This is a genomic window from Methylobacterium nigriterrae (genome assembly GCF_037106235.1).
Classification (GTDB): Bacteria; Pseudomonadota; Alphaproteobacteria; order Rhizobiales; family Beijerinckiaceae; genus Methylobacterium; species Methylobacterium nigriterrae.
Genome location: NZ_JBAWTG010000106.1, coordinates 1 through 15,761 on the forward strand (window position 1 = coordinate 1; position 15,761 = coordinate 15,761).

The following is a 15,761-nucleotide window of genomic DNA, read 5'->3' on the forward strand; positions in this document are numbered from 1 at the left end:
CGGATCGACCAGGCCCGGTTCCGCACGATCGTCCTGGCGCTGCTGGCGATCATCGGCCTGACGACGGCGGGGCTGGCCCTGCCGAGCCTCTTGCCCTGACATCCTGCCCTGAACCGGAAACCGGGCACGGCGCATCCGCGATCCGCGGCGTGCCCGTGCCCGTGCGCCGGGTTGCGGGCGGCGCTACTTGTCCTTGCCCGCCGTCGCGCCCGGGACGGCGAAGAACAGCTCGCTCGGGTCGCTGGCCTTGGCGGTGACGAGGCCGGCCCGGTTCATGTACTCGAGATAGGCCAGCATGCGCTTGGGCGCGGTGGTCCACTCGTTCTGGGGCGAGCGGATGATCTCCTCGGCCTCCTCCTGGCTGAGCTTGGCGTTCTCGGCCTTGATCCAGAGGGTGGCGGCCCTGGCCGGGTCGGTCCGGATCAGCGCGAGGCTGTCCTCGAGGGCGGCCACGAAGGCGGCGACGATCTTGGGGTTGGCGTTGACGAAGCGGCTGCTCGCCCAGACCAGGTTGAAGGTGTGGGGGCCGCCGAGCACGTCGTAGCTGTCGAGCACCTTGCGGGCGCGCGGGTCCTTCAGCTCGAGCTCCTGGAAGGGCGGCGAGCCGAAATGGGCGGTGATCTCCGAGCGCCCGCTCAGCATCGCGGTCTGCGCGTCGGGATGCCCCATCGAGACCGTGAGCGGGTCGAGCTTGCCCTGCTCGCCCTTCCCGAAGGCCTGCTCGGCGGCCATCTGGAGGGTGATGGCCTGGATCGAGCTCTTCACTGTGGGCAGCGCGATCTTGTCCTTGCCCGTGAAGTCCTTGATCGACTTGACGTCCGGATTGACCGTCACGAGCCAGAGCGGCATCGCGTTGAGGGCCGCCACGCCCTTCACCATCAGGTTGCCGCGGGTGCGCCCCCAGATCGTCAGCATCGGTCCGACGCCGCCCGCCGCGAAGTCGAGGTTGCCCGACAGCAGCGCCTCGTTCATGCCCGAGCCGCCGGTGAAGCGGAGCCACTCCGTCTTGACCGCGAGGCCGCGCTGGCGGGCCTGCTTCTCCAGGAACTGCTCCTCCTCCATCAGGGTCAGCGGCAGGTAGGAGATGCCGAACTGCTTGGCGAGACGCACGGTCTCCACCTCGGCCCGGGCCGCGACCGTGCCCGCCAACACCAGGGCTGCCGTCCCGAGCAGCCGCACCCAACCCTTGCCCATCATGGTCTCCTCGCCCGTTTGCGATTGCGTTCGGTTGGCCGCCGGCCCGGCCGGATCGCGTCGGGGGCCGGCGGGCCGCGCTCAGGCCTGCATGCCCCAGCGCTGGATGGTGCGGCGCTCGATCGTCTGGAAGATCAGGTTCTCGACGACGAGGCCGATCAGGATCACCGTGAGCAGCCCGGCGAAGACGTTCGGGATGTCGAGCGTGTTCTTGTTCTCGAAGATGAACCAGCCGAGGCCGCCCGAGCCCGAGCTCACCCCGAACACGAGCTCGGCCGCGATCAAGGTGCGCCACGCGAAGGCCCAGCCGACCTTGAGGCCGGTGAGGATGCTCGGGAAGGCCGCCGGGATCAGGATCTTGCGGATCAGGCCCGCGCCGCCGAGGCCGTAATTGCGCCCCACCATCTTGAGGGTCCGGCTCACCGACAGGAAGCCCGAATGGGTGTTGAGCGCGATCGCCCAGGTCACCGAATGCACCAGCACGAAGACGAGGCTCCCGTTGCCGAGGCCGAACCAGATCAGCGCCAGCGGCAGCAGCGCGATGGCCGGCAGCGGGTTCAGCATCGAGGTCATCGTCTCGAGGAAGTCGGTGCCGATCCGCGAGGCCATGGCGAGGCCCGTGAGCACGGTCGCCAGCACGATCCCGAGCCCGTAGCCGACGAGCAGCACCCGGATCGAGCCCCAGGCCCGCGCCACCAGGGTTCCGTCCGCCACGCCCCGGGCGAAGGCCGTCACCGTCGCCGAGAAGGTCGGGAACAGGAGGTCGTTGTCGAGGTAGCGCCCGTAGGCCTCCCAGATCAGGGCGAGCACCGCCAGGATCAGGAGCTTGCGCAGCCAGGCCTGGTTGTAGAGGCGCTCGAAGGGCGACAGGGGCTTCTCGACCACCGCCCCGCCCTGCGCGCCCGTCCGCTCGCGGATGATCTCGGGCCGGTCGTGGTCCAGGTGATCGGTGATCAAGGGATCGGGGATCAAGGGATCGGGGGGCGTCGGGGCCGCCGGGCCGGGGGCAAGCGGCGCGGCGCTCACGGACCTAGACATTCTCCGCCTCCCGGATCTCCTCGGAGAACAGCATGTGCTGGATGCGGCTCTCCAGATGCAGCTGGTCCTGCGGCGAGCCGGTGCTGTTGATCTCCGCCTTGACCTCGCCGGGATGGGGGGAGAGCAGCAGGATCCGGGAGCCGATCTTGATCGCCTCCGGGATCGAGTGGGTCACGAACAGGACCGTGAAGCGGGTGCCGTCCCAGAGGGCGAGGAGCTCGTCCTGCATGCGGCGGCGCGTCAGCGCGTCGAGCGCCGCGAACGGCTCGTCCATCAGCAGGATGTCGGGCTCCATCGCCATGCCGCGGGCGATCGCCACGCGCTGCTTCATGCCGCCCGAGAGCGTGTGCGGGTAGCTGTCGGCGAATTTCGAGAGGTGGACCTTGTCGATGTAGTGCATCGCGCGCTCCTCGGCCGCCCGGCCGACGAGGCGGCGCGAGGCCTCGAGCGCGAACACCACGTTCTGCTTCACGGTCTTCCAGGGGAGGAGCTGGTCGAACTCCTGGAACACCATCATGCGGTCGGGGCCCGGCCCGGTGACGACCCGGCCCTTCAGCCGGATCTCGCCCTCGGTCGGCGCCATGTAGCCGCCCACCGCCTTCAGCAGGGTCGACTTCCCGCAGCCCGAGGGCCCGAGTAGGACGAAGCGGTCGCTCGGCAGGACCTTGAAATCCACCCGATAGGTCGCGGTCACGAGATGCTGGGGTGTCTTGTAACGGAGCGTCACCCCGTCAACCTCGAGCAGAGGCCCTTCGAAGCTCATCCGATCCTCCCTGGCGCCGCGGCTCGTGCCGCGGTCCTTGCCGCATGTGCGGTTCACCTGCCCTGCCGGTGACGGGCAGGACACGGGCCTGGATGGCGGGCTCTGGCCGGCTCGCCGGAAGAGAGCCGGAACCGCTCCCCGCGTGGCTGGCGCAACCCCGGCGGAACGATCGAGCCGCCAGGCGGCGTGGCGGACCGGGTTTTATCCGGTTCCGTCCTCTAACGGTAGCAAGCGGCCGAAAACCTGTAAAGGCATTCGCTATTATTTATAAGACAGGATTTTCTTCTTGCGAGAACCGTCCGGCCGGCGCGGCTTGCCCCGGGCCCCGCGGCCGCGGCAGAATCGTGACGCGGGCAGGCCTGGCCGGCACCTCGGACGTCCTCGCGCGCGGCTCCCCTGCCGGCCTTGCCCGCGTATCGGGAGGATCGGCCATGGACGCACTCGGCTGGCTCGGGCTCACGGCGGCCTTCCTCGCGCCGCTTCCGCTCGAGCGGCCCTGGCGGGAAGGGCGGACGCCGCCCCCGCGGCTCAACGGATGGATGCTCGGCCTGATCGCCTGGTTCCTGCTCCCCGTCATGCTCATGCCCCTCAGCCTCGCCGTCAGCGAGCACCGCGCGCTCGCCGTGTTCGGGGCGGCGTGCCGGGAATCGGGCGGGCGCGTCACGCATGTGCGCGGCGAGGACGGGCGCCCCTACCGGTGCGACCACGAGCCGGGCCTGCCCGGCCGCACCGGCGCGCTCAGCGGCCTGCTCCCGCCGGCTGCGCGAGCTGCGTGACGAGGCGCGTGGCGAGGTAGAGGCGCGGCACGATGCTGTCGAGCACTGCGAATTCCTCGGGGCTGTGGTAGCGCCCGCCGACCACCCCGAGGGATTCGAGCACCACGGGCCGGCCCGGGCTGCCGGGCTGGAAGGCGTAGGCCGCATCCGTGCCCCCGCCGATCTCGACGAGCCTGAGGTCGCGCCCGATCTCGCGGTAGATCGCCTGCGCCCGCTCGCCGAGGGCGCGCGTCTCCGGGTTCGCCGGCAGGGGCGGGCGGCCCTTCGTCAGCCCGAAGGCCACCTGCGTGTCGGGCACGCGGTGCGCCTGCGTGATCCGGCGCGCCTCGGCGAGGACCCGGTCGTACTCGCCGGGCTCGAAGTAGCGCATGTCGCCCTCGGCCCTGGCCTGGTCCGGGATGATGTTGGACTTGGTGCCACCCTGGACGACGGTCCAGTGCAGGCTGGTGCCCTTCCCCGGGTCGCCGAGATCCTGCAGCTGCAGGATCTGGTGGGCGAGCTCGGTCACGGCGTTGCGCCCCGTCTCGGGCGCGCCGCCCGCATGCGCGGAGCGGCCCGTCACGGTGAGGCTCGCGTAGTTGATGCCCTTGGTGGCGATCGTCGCCGCGTCGGAGGCCTCCTCGACCGCGAAGCTCGGCTCGAAGGAGAGGACGGCGTCCTGGTCCGCGGCGACGCCGTGGATCACCGCGTTCGAGCCGCGGGAGCCGCGCTCCTCGTCGGGGTTGAACACCACCGTGATGGTGCCGAGATCCGGGATGCCGAGGGTCTTCAGGGCCGCGAGGGTGTGCAGGATGACGGCGATCCCGCCCTTGGCGTCGGCCACGCCCGGGCCGTAGGCGCGCCCGTCCCGCTCGGTATAGGGGCGCTTGCCGGCCTCGCCCTCGCCGAAGACCGTGTCGTAGTGGACGAGCAGCATCAGCCGGCGGCTGCCGCCGCCCTTGAGGGTGCCGACCAGGGTGTTGCCGCCGAAGGTCGGGGCCGGGCGCGCATCGACCGTGAAGCCCAGCGCCTCGAGCCGTGCGCGCAGGATGGCCTCGACCCGGGCGAGCCCGGCGACGGTGCCCGTCCCGGTGTCGATGTTGACGAGCTCGGCCAGGGTCTCGCGCAGGGGCTTCTCCTGCGCCGTCACGGCGGCGAGCACGCCGGCGTCGGGCCGGGCATCGGCTTCCGCCGCGGCGCGGCGGGGCGCCAGGGCGGGGGTGACGGCGAGCACGCCGGCGAGCGCGAGGAGGAGGCGTCGGGTCATGGGCATCCGCTCCGGTCAGGACACCGGACGAGTTAGGGTAGCGCGGGGCCGGGGCGAGGTTGCCCGGCCAACGCCGTGCCCGATCACGGCCCGCCGGCCGGCGGATCGGACAGGCCGAGGCGAAGCCGCGCCCGCCGCTCGGCGGCGCGGAAGCCGCCGTCGATCAGCACGGCGAGCGTCCCGACGATCAGGCCGCCCTGCAGCACGAAGGCGGTGTTGCCGGTGAGGAGGCCCGCGACGATGACCTCCCCGAGGGTGCTGGCCGCCACCGTCGAGCCGATGGTCGCGGTCGCGAGCGCGATCACCGCCGACAGGCGGATGCCCGACAGGATGACGGGCCAGGCAAGCGGCAGCTCGACCATCCGCAGGCGCTGGCGCTCCGTCAGGCCCATGCCGCGCGCGGCCTCGGCCACCTCCGGCGGGATGGCCGTGAGGCCCGCCAGCGCGGTCTCGAAGACCGGCAGCAGCCCGTAGAGGAAGAGCGCGACCAGCGTCGGCACGGCGCCGAAGCCGAGGAGCGGCACGGCGAGCGCCAGCACCGCGACCGGCGGGAAGGTCTGGCCGAGATCGGCGAGCGCGCGCGACAGCGGCAGGAACTCCGCCCCGGCCTTGCGGGTGACGAGGATCGCCAGCGACACCGCCACGAGGCTCGCGGCCGCCGTCGCCGCGAGGACGAGGAGCAGGTGCTGCGCCGCGAGGCTCCAGAGCGGGGTCTGCGCGTAGATCGCGGGCGCGCCGTTCTCAGTCAGCGGCGCGAGGAGCGGCGCGAAGGCGGCGGGCGCGGCCAGGAACGCGAGGAGCAGCCCGGCGAGTCCGGGCCGGATCAGGCGCCCGGGCCTCATCGCGGCCCCGCCGCCCGGCGCGCGAGGGCGGCGCGGGTGATGCGGCCGATCAGGCTGCCGCCGCGGCTGACGGGAAGCGCCTCGCGCCCGGACCAGAGGCTCTCGGCGAGCGCCTCGCGCAGCGTGGCCTCGGCCGCGACCGGCGTGCCCGGCGCCGTCCCGGGCTCCGTCTCCTCCTCCACCCGCGCCAGCGCGAGGAGCCGGAAGGCGCGCTCGCCCGGCCCCAGAAGCGCCTCGACGAAGGGGGCGGCCGGGCGCGCCACGATCTCGGCGGGGCGCGCGTATTGCACGAGCCGGCCCGCATCCATCACGGCGATGCGGCTGCCGAGGCGGATCGCCTCGTCCATGTCGTGCGTCACCAGCACGATGGTGGTGCCGGTGCTCGCCTGGATCGCCAGCAGGTCGGCCTGCGCCTTGGCGCGCAGGACCGGGTCGAGGGCGCCGAAGGGCTCGTCCATCAGCAGGATGGCGGGCTCGGCCGCGAGCGCCCGGGCGACCCCGACGCGCTGCTGCTGGCCGCCCGAGAGCTCCCGGGGCATCCGGTCCCGGAACTCGGCCGGGTCGAGCCCGAACTGGGCCAGGAGCCCGTCCACCCGCGCGTCGATCCGGCTCCGCTCCCAGCCGAGGAGGCCCGGCACGGTGGCGATGTTCTCCGCCACCGTGCGGTGCGGGAACAGGCCGTGGCCCTGGATGGCGTAGCCGATGCCGCGGCGCAGCGCGTGCGCGGGCAGGTCGCGGTGGTCGCGGCCGTCGATCCGGACGGTGCCGGCGCTGGGCTCGACCAGCCGGTTGATCATCCGCAGCAGGGTCGTCTTGCCCGACCCCGAGGTCCCGACCACGACGGCGATCTCGCCCCGCTCCACGTCCATCGACACGCGGTCGACCGCCGTGCGGCCGGCATAGAGGCGGCTGAGCGCCCGGATCTCGATCACGCGGCCCCTCCCCCGCCCCGGCTCAGCTCGACGCAGGCATCGAGCACGATCGCCGCCGCGAAGGCCATGGCCACCGTCGGCAAGGCCCCGAGCAGGACGAGATCGGTCGCGGTCTGGCTGATGCCCTGGAACACGAAGGTGCCGAGCCCCCCTCCCCCGACGAGCCCCGCGATGACCGCGAGCCCGATATTCTGCACCAGAACGATGCGCACGCCCGCGAGCAGGGCCGGCAGGGCCAGGGGCAGCTCGACCGCGAGGAGGCGCTGGCGGCCCGTCATCCCCATCCCGTCGGCCGCGTCGCGAACCGCCCTCGGCACGGCCTCGAGGCCGGTCACCGTGGCCGAGACGACGGGCAGGAGCGCGTAGGCGACGAGCGCGATCAGCGCGGGCGCCGGCCCGATGCCGGCGATGCCGAGGGCGGCGGCGCCCGGCAGGTTGATCGCGACCCAGGCGAGCGGGACGATCAGCAGGCCGAACAGGGCCATCGAGGGAATGGTCTGGAGCAGGTTGAGCCCGCCGAGGACGAGGCCGCGCAGGCCGGGGGACCGGTGGCAGAGGATGCCGAGCGGCACGCCGACGATCGCCGCGGCCGCGAGCGAGCCGAGGGCGAGGAGCGCGTGCACCCGCAGCTCCCGCCGGAAGCCGTCCGCCCGGCTCGCATATTCGCGCATCACCGAGATCGGGTCCCAGGCGCCCGACCACAGGAGGAGGACGAGCGCCGCCGCCGCGATCCCGAGCGCGCCGAGGCGGCCGAGCGGCGATAGGCGCAGGCGCGCCAGGGCATCGGCGACGGCGAGCGCGTAGGCGAGCAGCATCAGCCAGGCGCCGCCGCCGGGCGAGACGCGGATATAGGCGTTGCCGGGCGGGGTCAGGTGCCGGGCCGACCAGCCGGACGCGAGCCCGAGCAGCAGGAGCGCCGCCGCCGCGGCGGCGAGCCGCAGCCGGGGCGGGTTGCGGAAGGCGAGCAGGAGCGCGGCCGCGGCGAAGGCCGCCCCGGCGAGGCCCGCCCGCAGCGGATCGAGGGCGTTCCACAAGAACTCCGGCGCCGCCGCCGCGATCCGGTTCGGGCGGGCGAGCGCGAAGGGCTGCAGGGCGAGGGCGCACCCGACGATCGCGGCGAGCAGGAGCCCGAGCCGGTCGAGGGCCGGCCGGGCGGGCGCGCTGCCCCGCGCCCGCGGCGGCCCGCGCTCGGCCTCGCGCGCCCTCACGGGCCGAAGCCCTTCCGGGCGAGGAACTCGGCGGCGACGCGGGCGGCCGGCTCGCCGCCGAGCTGCACCCGCCCGTTCAGCTCCCGCAGCGTCGCGAGGTCGAGGGCCTCGAAGACCGGCTTCAGGATGGCGGCGATCTCCGGATGCGCCGCCAGCACCGCCTCGCGCACGATCGGCGCCGGCAGGTAGACCGGCTGCACCCCCTTGTCGTCCGCCATCGCCAGGAGCCCGAGCGGCGCCACCGCGCCGTCCGTCCCGTACGCCATGGCGGCGTTGGCGCCGGAGACCCCCTGCGCGGCGGCCGCGATGGTGGCGGCGGTATCGCCGCCCGACAGCGTGATCAGCGCCGCCGGCGCGAGCCGGAAGCCGTAGGCCGCCTCGAAGGCCGGCAGCGTCGCGGGGGAGGACACGAACTCCGTCGAGGCGGCGAGCGTGATGGCGCCGCCGCCCGCCACGTAGCGGCCGAAATCCGACATCGTCCGCAGGCCGTTCGGCTCGGCGACGTCCCGGCGGACCGCGATCGACCAGGTGTTGTCGGCCGAGGCCGGCGACAGCCAGACGATGCGGTGGGCCTCGAAGTCGAGCCGCTTGGCGAGCGCGTAGCCGGCCGCGGCCCGCTTCCAGACCGGCAGGTCGGGCTTGTTGAAGAAGAAGGCCGCGTTGCCGGTATATTCGGGGTAGATGTCGACCTGGCCCTGGATGATCGCCTGCCTGAGGATCGGCGTCGCCCCGAGCTGGACCTTGTCGGTGACCGGGATGCCCCGGGCCTCGAGCGCCCGCAGGATCACGTAGCCGAGGACGCCGCCCTCCGTGTCGAGCTTGGACGACACGACGACGGAGGCCGGCCGCGACCCCGGCCAGCCGCCCCCGCCCGACCAGGCCGCGGCCGCGAGGCCCGCGAGGAGCCCGGCGCCGAGCCAGGCCAGCCTCCTCACCGGAGGGAGTCCGGCGCGACGGGCCGCCGGGCGGGGCGCCGGGCGACCTGCCTGCCGGCGGCGGACTTCAAGCTTCGTGCCATCATTTGTGGGCGTTTGCGCCGATCTTGGCCGTTATGCAGGAAGTATCCGTCGGTCGTTCGGAGTTGGTCTGCATGAATACGCTGGTGCGGTCTCTCAGGCATCGTTTGAGATACAACCGCAGATTTATGCAGTACTATCGCGGGCGCGACGTGACGCAGGCGAAAGGTCATCTCCGGATCGATCCCGGGACGCTGGACCTTGCCAAGCGGGCGAACAGGCGGGCGCTGTCCGAGGTCGCGGATTGGGCCGATCCGGCTGCCCTGGCGGCGTCGGTCGGCCATTACGGCATCCTGCCCGAAACCATGGCGTCGATGAACCGCCCGCTCGGCGAGGAGACCACGATCTCCGACATCCTCGGATCCATCATCCGGTCCGTTCCGGGCGAGGCCCGCTACCTCGAGATCGGAGTCTCGCTGGGCAAGACGCTGTGGCAGGTCCTGCACCACCGCGACGACCTCCGGATCTTCGCGCTGGAGATCGAGGATATCAACCCGCCGCTCGCGGCCAGGCTGCGCCTCTTCGAAGCCGAGCCGTTCGCGCCCGGCATCCCGTCGATCCGGACCCGGGACAATCTCGTCGCCCGCCACGTCTTTCCGGACAACGGCAATACCCTGACCTACATCGCCGGCAGCCTGTTCGACGACGTCGTCTGGGCGAAGCTCGACGGATGCCGCTTCGACGTCGTGTTCTCCGACGCCGTCCACGAGGGGCACGCGATCCTGGAGGAGTGGCGCCAGATCACGGACCGGCGCCTCCTCGATCAGGCCGGCTTCACGATGGTCTGGGACGACCTCTACTCGCCCGAGATGCGGCACGCCTTCGACCGCATCGCGCGGGACGCGATCCGGCGCTTCGGCCTGCAGCCCCGGAACGTCTGCTTCACCCATGTCTGCGGCTGGATCGGCCGGAACGACCCGCCCCACCCGGTCGGGATCATCTCCTCGCACGGATTCGTCGCCTGATCGGGCGGCGCCCGTCCCGCCTCACCCGTCCCTGAGCGTGCCGAGCGCGCGGCGCTGGCGGCCGTTCGCATCGAGATTGGCCGGGTCGAGCCAGGCCGCGAAGGCGGCGCGCAGACGCGGCCACTCGGCGTCGGTGACCGAGAACCAGGCCGTGTCCCGCGAGCGCCCCTTGGTGACGATCGCGTTGCGGAAGATGCCCTCGAAGGTGAAGCCGTAGCGCAGGGCGGCCGCGCGCGAGGGCGCGTTGAGGCTGTCGCATTTCCACTCGTAGCGGCGGTAGCCGAGCTCGTCGAAGGCGCGCGCCATCATCAGGGCCATCGCCTCGGTGCCGGCCGGGCGGCGGGCGAGGCCGGGGCCGAACTGGATGTGGCCGACCTCGATGGCGCCGTGGCCGGGCTCGATCCTGAGATAGGCGGCAAGCCCCAGCGCGCGCCCGCTCCCGGCGTCGAGGATCGCGTGATGCAGCGGGTCCTCGCTCGCCGAACGCTCCGCGAGGCGCGCGCGATAGGCCGCCGCGCTCGCGGGCGGCTCGTCGAACAGGTAGGTCCAGCCGGCCGGCTCGCCCGCCAGCGCGGCGTAGAGGTCGGCGGCGTGGCGCGCGGGGTCGAGGGGCTCGATCCGGCACAGGCGCCCCCGCATCGGCGTGCGCGGCGGGCGCGGGCGCGGGGTCCATCCCGGCAGGGCGGGGCCGACCGGCTGGCCGTGGGCGTTCAGGCGCGCGCCCGCTTCGCCCGCTTCCGGGGCGCCAAGGCTCATGGCTGTCCTCCTGCCGGTCCTCCTGCCGGTCCTCCTGCCTTGCCCCCTGGCCGCCCGCCCCCCGCCGCGACGAGGCGGGCCATCGGGTCGCCGGGGCCGCCCTCCCGGATCAGCCCGGCCGCCACCCCGGCGCGGTCGGCCTCCGGCCGGTTCTGGCTCACCTTCCACTTGCCGGCGAGCGCGCTGATCGGGATCTCGATGCCGACGATGCCCTTCAGCTGCGCGGCGAGGAACGGCTCGGGCGCGTCCGCCACCGCCCAGGGCTCGGGCCGGCGGCCCTCCTGCAGGCGGGTCAGGTCGTCGATCTGCCGCGCGAGCCAGGCCGCGTCCTCCACGACGCGCGGGCGCCCCCGCGCCTGCACGGCGGCGTAGTTCCAGGTAGGCACGACCTTCCCGGTCTCGCGCTTCGTGGCATACCACGAGGGCGTGACGTAGGCGTCCGGCCCCTGGAACACGACGAGGCACTCGGACAGCCCGTCGAGATCGCGCCATTGCGGGTTGGCGCGGGCGAGGTGCGCCCGGAGCGTCCCGAGCCCGGCGCCGTCGGCGTCGATCAGGAACGGTACCGGGTTCGCCATCAGCCCGCCGGCGCCCGCGCTGATCAGCAGGCCGAGCGGGCGCGCGCGGATCAGCGCGTGCTGGGCGGCGACGTCGTCCTCGCGGAAATGCGGGGGCAGGTACACGGGGCGTCCTCTCAAGGTCGGGCGGCCGGCCGGCTCGCGGAGCGATGTCTTGACGGAAGGCGGATCATCCGGAAGGTCCAGTTTCCGAGAATGGACTGGACCAGTTGAGGGGACATGCACCGCAAGCACGGCCTGCTGCCGCTCCAGCTCGGCCTCGATCCGGGCGCGGGCCGGCCGCTCCACGCGCAGGTGCGCGAGGCCTTGCGCGCCGCCATCCTGGCCGGGCGCCTCGCGCCCGGGGCGCGCCTGCCCGCCTCCCGCGGGCTCGCGGCCGATCTCGGCTGCGCCCGCGGCACGGTGCTGCTCGCCCTCGAGCAGCTCGTGGCCGAGGGCTACCTGACGACGCGGGCGGGCTCGGGCACCCGCGTCGCCGCGACGCTGCCCGACGATCTCCTGAGCCGGCCCCGCGGCCCGGCCGGGGCGCCCGCCCCCTCCGCCGCCCCGCCGGTCCTGTCGCGCCGCGGCGCGCGGCTCGCGGCCGCCTCGGCCGCCGGCCTCCCGGGGGACGGCGCGGGCGCCTTCGCGCTCGGCCGCCCGGCCCTCGACGCCTTCCCGTTCGAGACCTGGGCGCGGCTCCTCCAGGCCGAGTGGCGGCACGGCGCCTGCGCGCACCCGCACCCCCTCGGCGACCCGCGCCTGCGCCGGGCGGTCGCCGCCTATCTCTCGGCCGGGCGCGGCGTCGCCTGCACGGAGGACGCCGTGATCGTGACGTCCGGCATCCGCCAGAGCCTACGGCTCGTCGCCGAGCTCCTGCTCGATCCGGGCGAGGCGGCGCTCGTGGAGGAGCCGGGCTTCCCGGGCCTTTCCCGCGCCCTGCGGGATGCGGGCCTCGCCACGGTGCCGGTGCCCGTCGGCCCCCACGGCTTCGACGCGGGCCGGGCGCGGGCGCTCGCGCCGGAGGCGCGGCTCGCCGTGGTCACGCCGGCCCAGCACTACCCGCTCGGCACCATGATGGGCCCGGAGAACCGGCTCGCGCTCCTGGCCTGGGCGGAGGCGCGGGACGGCTTCGTCGTCGAGGACGATTACGACGGCGAGTACCGCTATGCCGGCCGGCCGCTGGCGCCGCTCCACGCCCTCGACCGGGCCGGCCGGGTCATCTACGCGGGCAGCTTCTCGAAGGTGCTGCTGCCCGCCCTGCAGCTGAGCTACCTCGTGCTGCCCCCCGCCCTCGTGGCGCCGGTGTCGCGCGCGCTCGCCGGGGCTGGCATCGCCGCCTCGGCGCTCGGCCAGGGCGCGCTCGCCCGCTTCCTCGACGAGGGCCATTTCGCCGCGCATCTGCGCCGAACCCGCCGGCTCTACGCGGCGCGTCAGGCGGCGCTCGTCGCGGCGGCGCGCCGGCACCTCGCGGGCCTCCTCGACGTGCCCCCGCTCGAGGGCGGCCTGCACCTCGTGGCGCGGCCGGTCCCGGATCGGGCCGCGCGCTTCGAGGACGAGGCGGCGGTCGCCGCCTGCGCGCGGGCCGGCGTCACGGTCACCGCCCTCTCCCCCTATTTCGCGGACCGGGCCGCGGCGAAGCCCGGCCTCCTGCTCGGCTATGCCGGCGTGCCCGAGCGGGCGGTCGAGCCGGCCGTGCTGCGCATGGCGGCGGCGCTGCGGGCCTGAGGGTTGCGGCCGGCGCCGCGTCAGGCCGCCCGTGAGGTCGCCGGCTCCGCCGACGCGCTCCCGTGCGTGTGCTGCGCGAAGCGATCGATCGGGGCCGGCCGGCCCATCAGGTAGCCCTGGGCCGCGTGGCAATTCTCCGCGGCGAGGAAGCGCAGCTCCGCATCCGTCTCCACCCCCTCGGCCAGGACGGGCAGGCCGAGGCCGCGGCCGAGGCCGAGCACCGAGCGCACGATCGCGGCCGTCTGCTCGTTCGCGTCGACCGCCCGGATGAAGGACCCGTCGATCTTGATCTTGTCGAACGGGAAGGAGCGCAGGTTCGACAGGGACGAGTAGCCCGTGCCGAAATCGTCCATGGCGATGCGCACCCCGAGGGCCTTCACCTGGCGCAGGGTCGCGAGGGCGCGGGCGGGATCCCGGATCACGGCCGTCTCGGTGATCTCGATCTCGAGGCGCTCGGGCCGGAGCCCGGTCTCGAACAGGACCTCGTGGACGAGCTGCACGAAGTGCGGTGCGTGGATCTGCACGGCCGAGACGTTGACCGCCACCCCGAGCGGATTCGGCCAGGTCGCGGCCTCCCGGCAGGCCTCGCGCAGCACCCACTCGCCGATCTGCAGGATCGCGCCGCTCTCCTCGGCGGCCGGGATGAACAGGGCCGGCGAGATCGGGCCGCGCTCGGGGTGCTGCCAGCGCAGCAGCACCTCGAAGCCGGTGACGGTGCCCGTCCCCACTTCCGTCTGCGGCTGGTAGGCGAGGTGCATCTCGCCGCGCGCCACGGCGTGGCGCAGGTCGTGCTCGAGGAGCCGCCGCTCGCGCACCTGCGCGCCCATCTTCGGCTCGAAGAACCGGTAGGTGCCCCGCCCCTCCGACTTGGCGCGGTAGAGGGCGGTGTCGGCGTAGCTCATCAGGACGTTGCGCTCGCCCGCATCGTCGGGATAGAGCGCGATGCCGATGCTGGTGGCGGCGAGCGGGCCGGCCGCCTCCGCGCCGCCGCTGCGCAGGGCTTCCAGGACGCGCTCGGCCAGGCGCCCGGCCGTCACCGCGTGATCGCAGACGGCCAGGATCGCGAACTCGTCGCCGCCGAGGCGCGCCATCAGGTGGGTCTCGTCGAGGACGCCCGTGACGAGGCGTGCCACGTTCACCAGCATCGCGTCGCCGGCAGCGTGCCCGAACAGGTCGTTGACCTCCTTGAACCGATCGAGATCGAGGCAGAGGACGGCGAGCTTGCGGCCGGTCGCCTCGGCGAGCTTGAGCTCCTGGTCGAGCCGCTGGCTGAATCGCGCCCGGTTGGCCAGGCCCGTGAGCGCATCGTGGTGGGCCAGGAACTGGATCCGTCCCTCGGCGCGCCGCCGGGCCCGCAGGTCGCGCACCGCGACGGCGTAGTGGGGCTGGTTGCCGTAGACGATCGGCCGCGTGATCAGCTCGACCGGGATCGTGCCGCCGCCGATCGGGTGCAGCTCGGTCTCCACCGCCTGGTCCGGCTGGCTGGCGAGCGCGAGGCGGGCCGCGGAATCGGGCAGGAAGCGCGACAGGGTCGTGTCGGCGAGTGCCGCGGTAGCGACGCCCGCGAGCTGGGCGAAGCTGTCGTTGGCGCTGACGACGGTGTCGCCGCGGCACACGACCAGCCCTTCGACGGCCGCGTTGGCGAGGCTGCGCAGGCGCTCGCCCTCGAGCGCGGCGTGGCGGCGGTCCCGGATGTCGAGGGCGAGCGCCGCGCAGGACAGGAGCAGGATGAGGATGCTGGCCAGCGCGACGGCCATGGCGAGCCAGCGCGCGGGCACGGCGGCTTCCGAGATCGCGAGCGACGGGTCGGGGACGATGGTGACGGCCCCCATGGCGGTGAAGTGGTGGCTGCAGATGGCGGCGAGGAGCAGCGCGGCGCCGGCGGCCCGGCCCCGCAGGCTCTCCCGCCTCAGGGCGACCGGCAGGGCCGCGCCGCCGAGGAGCACGCCGAGGACGAGGGAGGCCGCGACCAGAACGGGGTCCCAGGCGAATTGACCCGGGATCTCGAACGCGGCCATGCCGGTGAAGTGCATGGCCGCGATGCCGCCTCCCAGGATCGCGCCGCCGAGCACGGGCGCGAACGGAATGCCCGTCAGGGCGACCGCGAGGCCGCAGCCGGTCAGGACCACCGCGTAGACGAGCGAGAGGCTTGTCAGGCCGAGATCGTAGGCGCTCGGGAGCCCCGGGTCGAAGGCCAGCACCGCGACGAAATGGGTCGCCCAGATGCCCGACCCGCCCGCGGCGGCCGCCACGCACAGCCAGGCCGTGCGCAGCGCCCCGGCGGCCTTGCGGGCGTGGCGCAGGAGCTCGACCGCCGTGACCGCGGCGAGCGCGCAGATCGCGGCGGCCAGGGCCACCAGCCACAGGTCATGCGCGCCGACGAAACAACCGACGACCTTGAGCATAGGATACGACCAGAGGTGAATTCGATCACCCGAATAGGCGCCCTGAAATCCGAATGCGCCCTTAAGATCACGGCGCCGGCCGCGCCTCGAAACCGCCGTCGTTAATCCGGTCTTGCCGGATCGGGAACGATTGCGCGGGCTTGCCCGAGGAGCGCCGCCCGCCTCGGCGCTCGGACGTTCCGCCACCGGTCAGGCGGCGTCCGCGCATGCCCGCAGACCGTCCTCCCGCGCCTCGGGTTTTGGCGTTGTGAGGCCGAGATGTCGGAAGGCGTGGGGCGTGAGGATGCGTCCGCGCGGGGTGCGCTGCACGAAGCCCTTCTGGATCAGGTAGGGCT

15 protein-coding genes are annotated in these 15,761 nt (G+C 73.7%); 3 read left to right on the top strand and 12 right to left on the bottom strand.

From position 1 onward, the window contains the following. Positions 1 to 183: 183 nt before the first annotated feature. The 3 genes from WDW90_RS28590 to WDW90_RS28600 form a co-directional block, all read right to left on the bottom strand. Positions 184 to 1,194: an ABC transporter substrate-binding protein gene (locus WDW90_RS28590; protein ID WP_431311141.1), complete on the bottom strand. Its 1,011-nt coding sequence runs from the start codon at positions 1,192 to 1,194 to the stop codon at positions 184 to 186. A gap of 81 nt (positions 1,195 to 1,275) precedes the next feature. Continuing rightward, positions 1,276 to 2,232, bottom strand: a complete 957-nt coding sequence (locus WDW90_RS28595; RefSeq protein WP_336490891.1) for an ABC transporter permease — start codon at positions 2,230 to 2,232, stop codon at positions 1,276 to 1,278. Next, complete coding sequence (locus WDW90_RS28600) at positions 2,225 to 2,995, bottom strand: ABC transporter ATP-binding protein (RefSeq protein ID WP_336490892.1); 771 nt, start codon at positions 2,993 to 2,995, stop codon at positions 2,225 to 2,227. Before WDW90_RS28600 ends, WDW90_RS28595 begins: the two co-directional genes overlap by 8 nt. Positions 2,996 to 3,426: 431 nt before the next feature. Between WDW90_RS28600 and WDW90_RS28605 the strand changes: the two genes are divergently transcribed. Then, positions 3,427 to 3,771 carry a hypothetical protein gene (locus WDW90_RS28605; protein ID WP_336490893.1) on the top strand — a complete coding sequence of 115 codons (345 nt, stop codon included), beginning with the start codon at positions 3,427 to 3,429 and terminating at the stop codon, positions 3,769 to 3,771. On the opposite strand, the gene WDW90_RS28610 is transcribed toward WDW90_RS28605, so the two are convergent. From WDW90_RS28610 to osmF, 5 genes are all read right to left on the bottom strand, one after another. After that, positions 3,734 to 5,017, bottom strand: a complete 1,284-nt coding sequence (locus WDW90_RS28610; protein ID WP_336490894.1) for a glutamate carboxypeptidase — start codon at positions 5,015 to 5,017, stop codon at positions 3,734 to 3,736. The two genes, WDW90_RS28605 and WDW90_RS28610, sit on opposite strands and share 38 nt — an antisense overlap. A gap of 83 nt (positions 5,018 to 5,100) precedes the next feature. Next, positions 5,101 to 5,859 (bottom strand): ABC transporter permease, encoded by a 759-nt coding sequence (locus WDW90_RS28615; protein ID WP_336490895.1) that lies wholly within the window; start codon positions 5,857 to 5,859, stop codon positions 5,101 to 5,103. Then, positions 5,856 to 6,791, bottom strand: a complete 936-nt coding sequence (locus tag WDW90_RS28620; RefSeq protein ID WP_336490896.1) for an ABC transporter ATP-binding protein — start codon at positions 6,789 to 6,791, stop codon at positions 5,856 to 5,858. Before WDW90_RS28620 ends, WDW90_RS28615 begins: the two co-directional genes overlap by 4 nt. Next, positions 6,788 to 7,999, bottom strand: coding sequence for an ABC transporter permease (locus WDW90_RS28625; RefSeq protein WP_336490897.1), 1,212 nt, complete (start codon positions 7,997 to 7,999; stop codon positions 6,788 to 6,790). The genes WDW90_RS28620 and WDW90_RS28625 overlap by 4 nt, the downstream gene beginning before the upstream one ends. Continuing rightward, positions 7,996 to 8,925 carry a glycine betaine ABC transporter substrate-binding protein OsmF gene (osmF, locus tag WDW90_RS28630; RefSeq protein ID WP_488803317.1) on the bottom strand — a complete coding sequence of 310 codons (930 nt, stop codon included), beginning with the start codon at positions 8,923 to 8,925 and terminating at the stop codon, positions 7,996 to 7,998. Before osmF ends, WDW90_RS28625 begins: the two co-directional genes overlap by 4 nt. A 218-nt stretch (positions 8,926 to 9,143) precedes the next feature. Here osmF and WDW90_RS28635 point away from each other — a divergent pair, with 218 nt between their 5' ends. Beyond that, the gene (locus WDW90_RS28635; protein ID WP_336490899.1) at positions 9,144 to 9,980 is read left to right on the top strand and encodes a hypothetical protein; all 837 of its coding nucleotides are present in this window, start codon (positions 9,144 to 9,146) and stop codon (positions 9,978 to 9,980) included. A gap of 21 nt (positions 9,981 to 10,001) precedes the next feature. On the opposite strand, the gene WDW90_RS28640 is transcribed toward WDW90_RS28635, so the two are convergent. Continuing rightward, positions 10,002 to 10,736 (bottom strand): GNAT family N-acetyltransferase, encoded by a 735-nt coding sequence (locus tag WDW90_RS28640; RefSeq protein WP_336490900.1) that lies wholly within the window; start codon positions 10,734 to 10,736, stop codon positions 10,002 to 10,004. Continuing rightward, the gene (locus WDW90_RS28645) at positions 10,733 to 11,419 is read right to left on the bottom strand and encodes an FMN-binding negative transcriptional regulator (protein WP_336490901.1); all 687 of its coding nucleotides are present in this window, start codon (positions 11,417 to 11,419) and stop codon (positions 10,733 to 10,735) included. Before WDW90_RS28645 ends, WDW90_RS28640 begins: the two co-directional genes overlap by 4 nt. 114 nt (positions 11,420 to 11,533) lie before the next feature. Here WDW90_RS28645 and pdxR point away from each other — a divergent pair, with 114 nt between their 5' ends. Beyond that, positions 11,534 to 13,021 (top strand): MocR-like pyridoxine biosynthesis transcription factor PdxR, encoded by a 1,488-nt coding sequence (gene pdxR, locus WDW90_RS28650; protein WP_336490902.1) that lies wholly within the window; start codon positions 11,534 to 11,536, stop codon positions 13,019 to 13,021. Positions 13,022 to 13,041: 20 nt separating this feature from the next. On the opposite strand, the gene WDW90_RS28655 is transcribed toward pdxR, so the two are convergent. Continuing rightward, the gene (locus WDW90_RS28655) at positions 13,042 to 15,426 is read right to left on the bottom strand and encodes a bifunctional diguanylate cyclase/phosphodiesterase (RefSeq protein ID WP_336490903.1); all 2,385 of its coding nucleotides are present in this window, start codon (positions 15,424 to 15,426) and stop codon (positions 13,042 to 13,044) included. Positions 15,427 to 15,615: 189 nt separating this feature from the next. After that, positions 15,616 to 15,761, bottom strand: a 146-nt coding sequence (locus tag WDW90_RS28660; protein ID WP_336490904.1) for a Holliday junction DNA helicase RuvB C-terminal domain-containing protein, incomplete at its 5' end; no start/stop codon positions are given.

Bases quoted from the DNA above. Each gene is read 5' to 3' on its own strand.
- WDW90_RS28635 (WP_336490899.1), top strand. From the start codon at position 9,144: ATGCAGTACTATCGCGGGCGCGACGTGACGCAGGCGAAAGGTCATCTC.
- WDW90_RS28615 (WP_336490895.1), bottom strand. From the start codon at position 5,859: ATGAGGCCCGGGCGCCTGATCCGGCCCGGACTCGCCGGGCTGCTCCTC.
- pdxR (WP_336490902.1), top strand. From the start codon at position 11,534: ATGCACCGCAAGCACGGCCTGCTGCCGCTCCAGCTCGGCCTCGATCCG.
- WDW90_RS28600 (WP_336490892.1), bottom strand. From the start codon at position 2,995: ATGAGCTTCGAAGGGCCTCTGCTCGAGGTTGACGGGGTGACGCTCCGT.
- WDW90_RS28655 (WP_336490903.1), bottom strand. From the start codon at position 15,426: ATGCTCAAGGTCGTCGGTTGTTTCGTCGGCGCGCATGACCTGTGGCTG.
- WDW90_RS28605 (WP_336490893.1), top strand. From the start codon at position 3,427: ATGGACGCACTCGGCTGGCTCGGGCTCACGGCGGCCTTCCTCGCGCCG.
- WDW90_RS28595 (WP_336490891.1), bottom strand. From the start codon at position 2,232: ATGTCTAGGTCCGTGAGCGCCGCGCCGCTTGCCCCCGGCCCGGCGGCC.
- WDW90_RS28590 (WP_431311141.1), bottom strand. From the start codon at position 1,194: ATGGGCAAGGGTTGGGTGCGGCTGCTCGGGACGGCAGCCCTGGTGTTG.
- WDW90_RS28610 (WP_336490894.1), bottom strand. From the start codon at position 5,017: ATGACCCGACGCCTCCTCCTCGCGCTCGCCGGCGTGCTCGCCGTCACC.
- WDW90_RS28640 (WP_336490900.1), bottom strand. From the start codon at position 10,736: ATGAGCCTTGGCGCCCCGGAAGCGGGCGAAGCGGGCGCGCGCCTGAAC.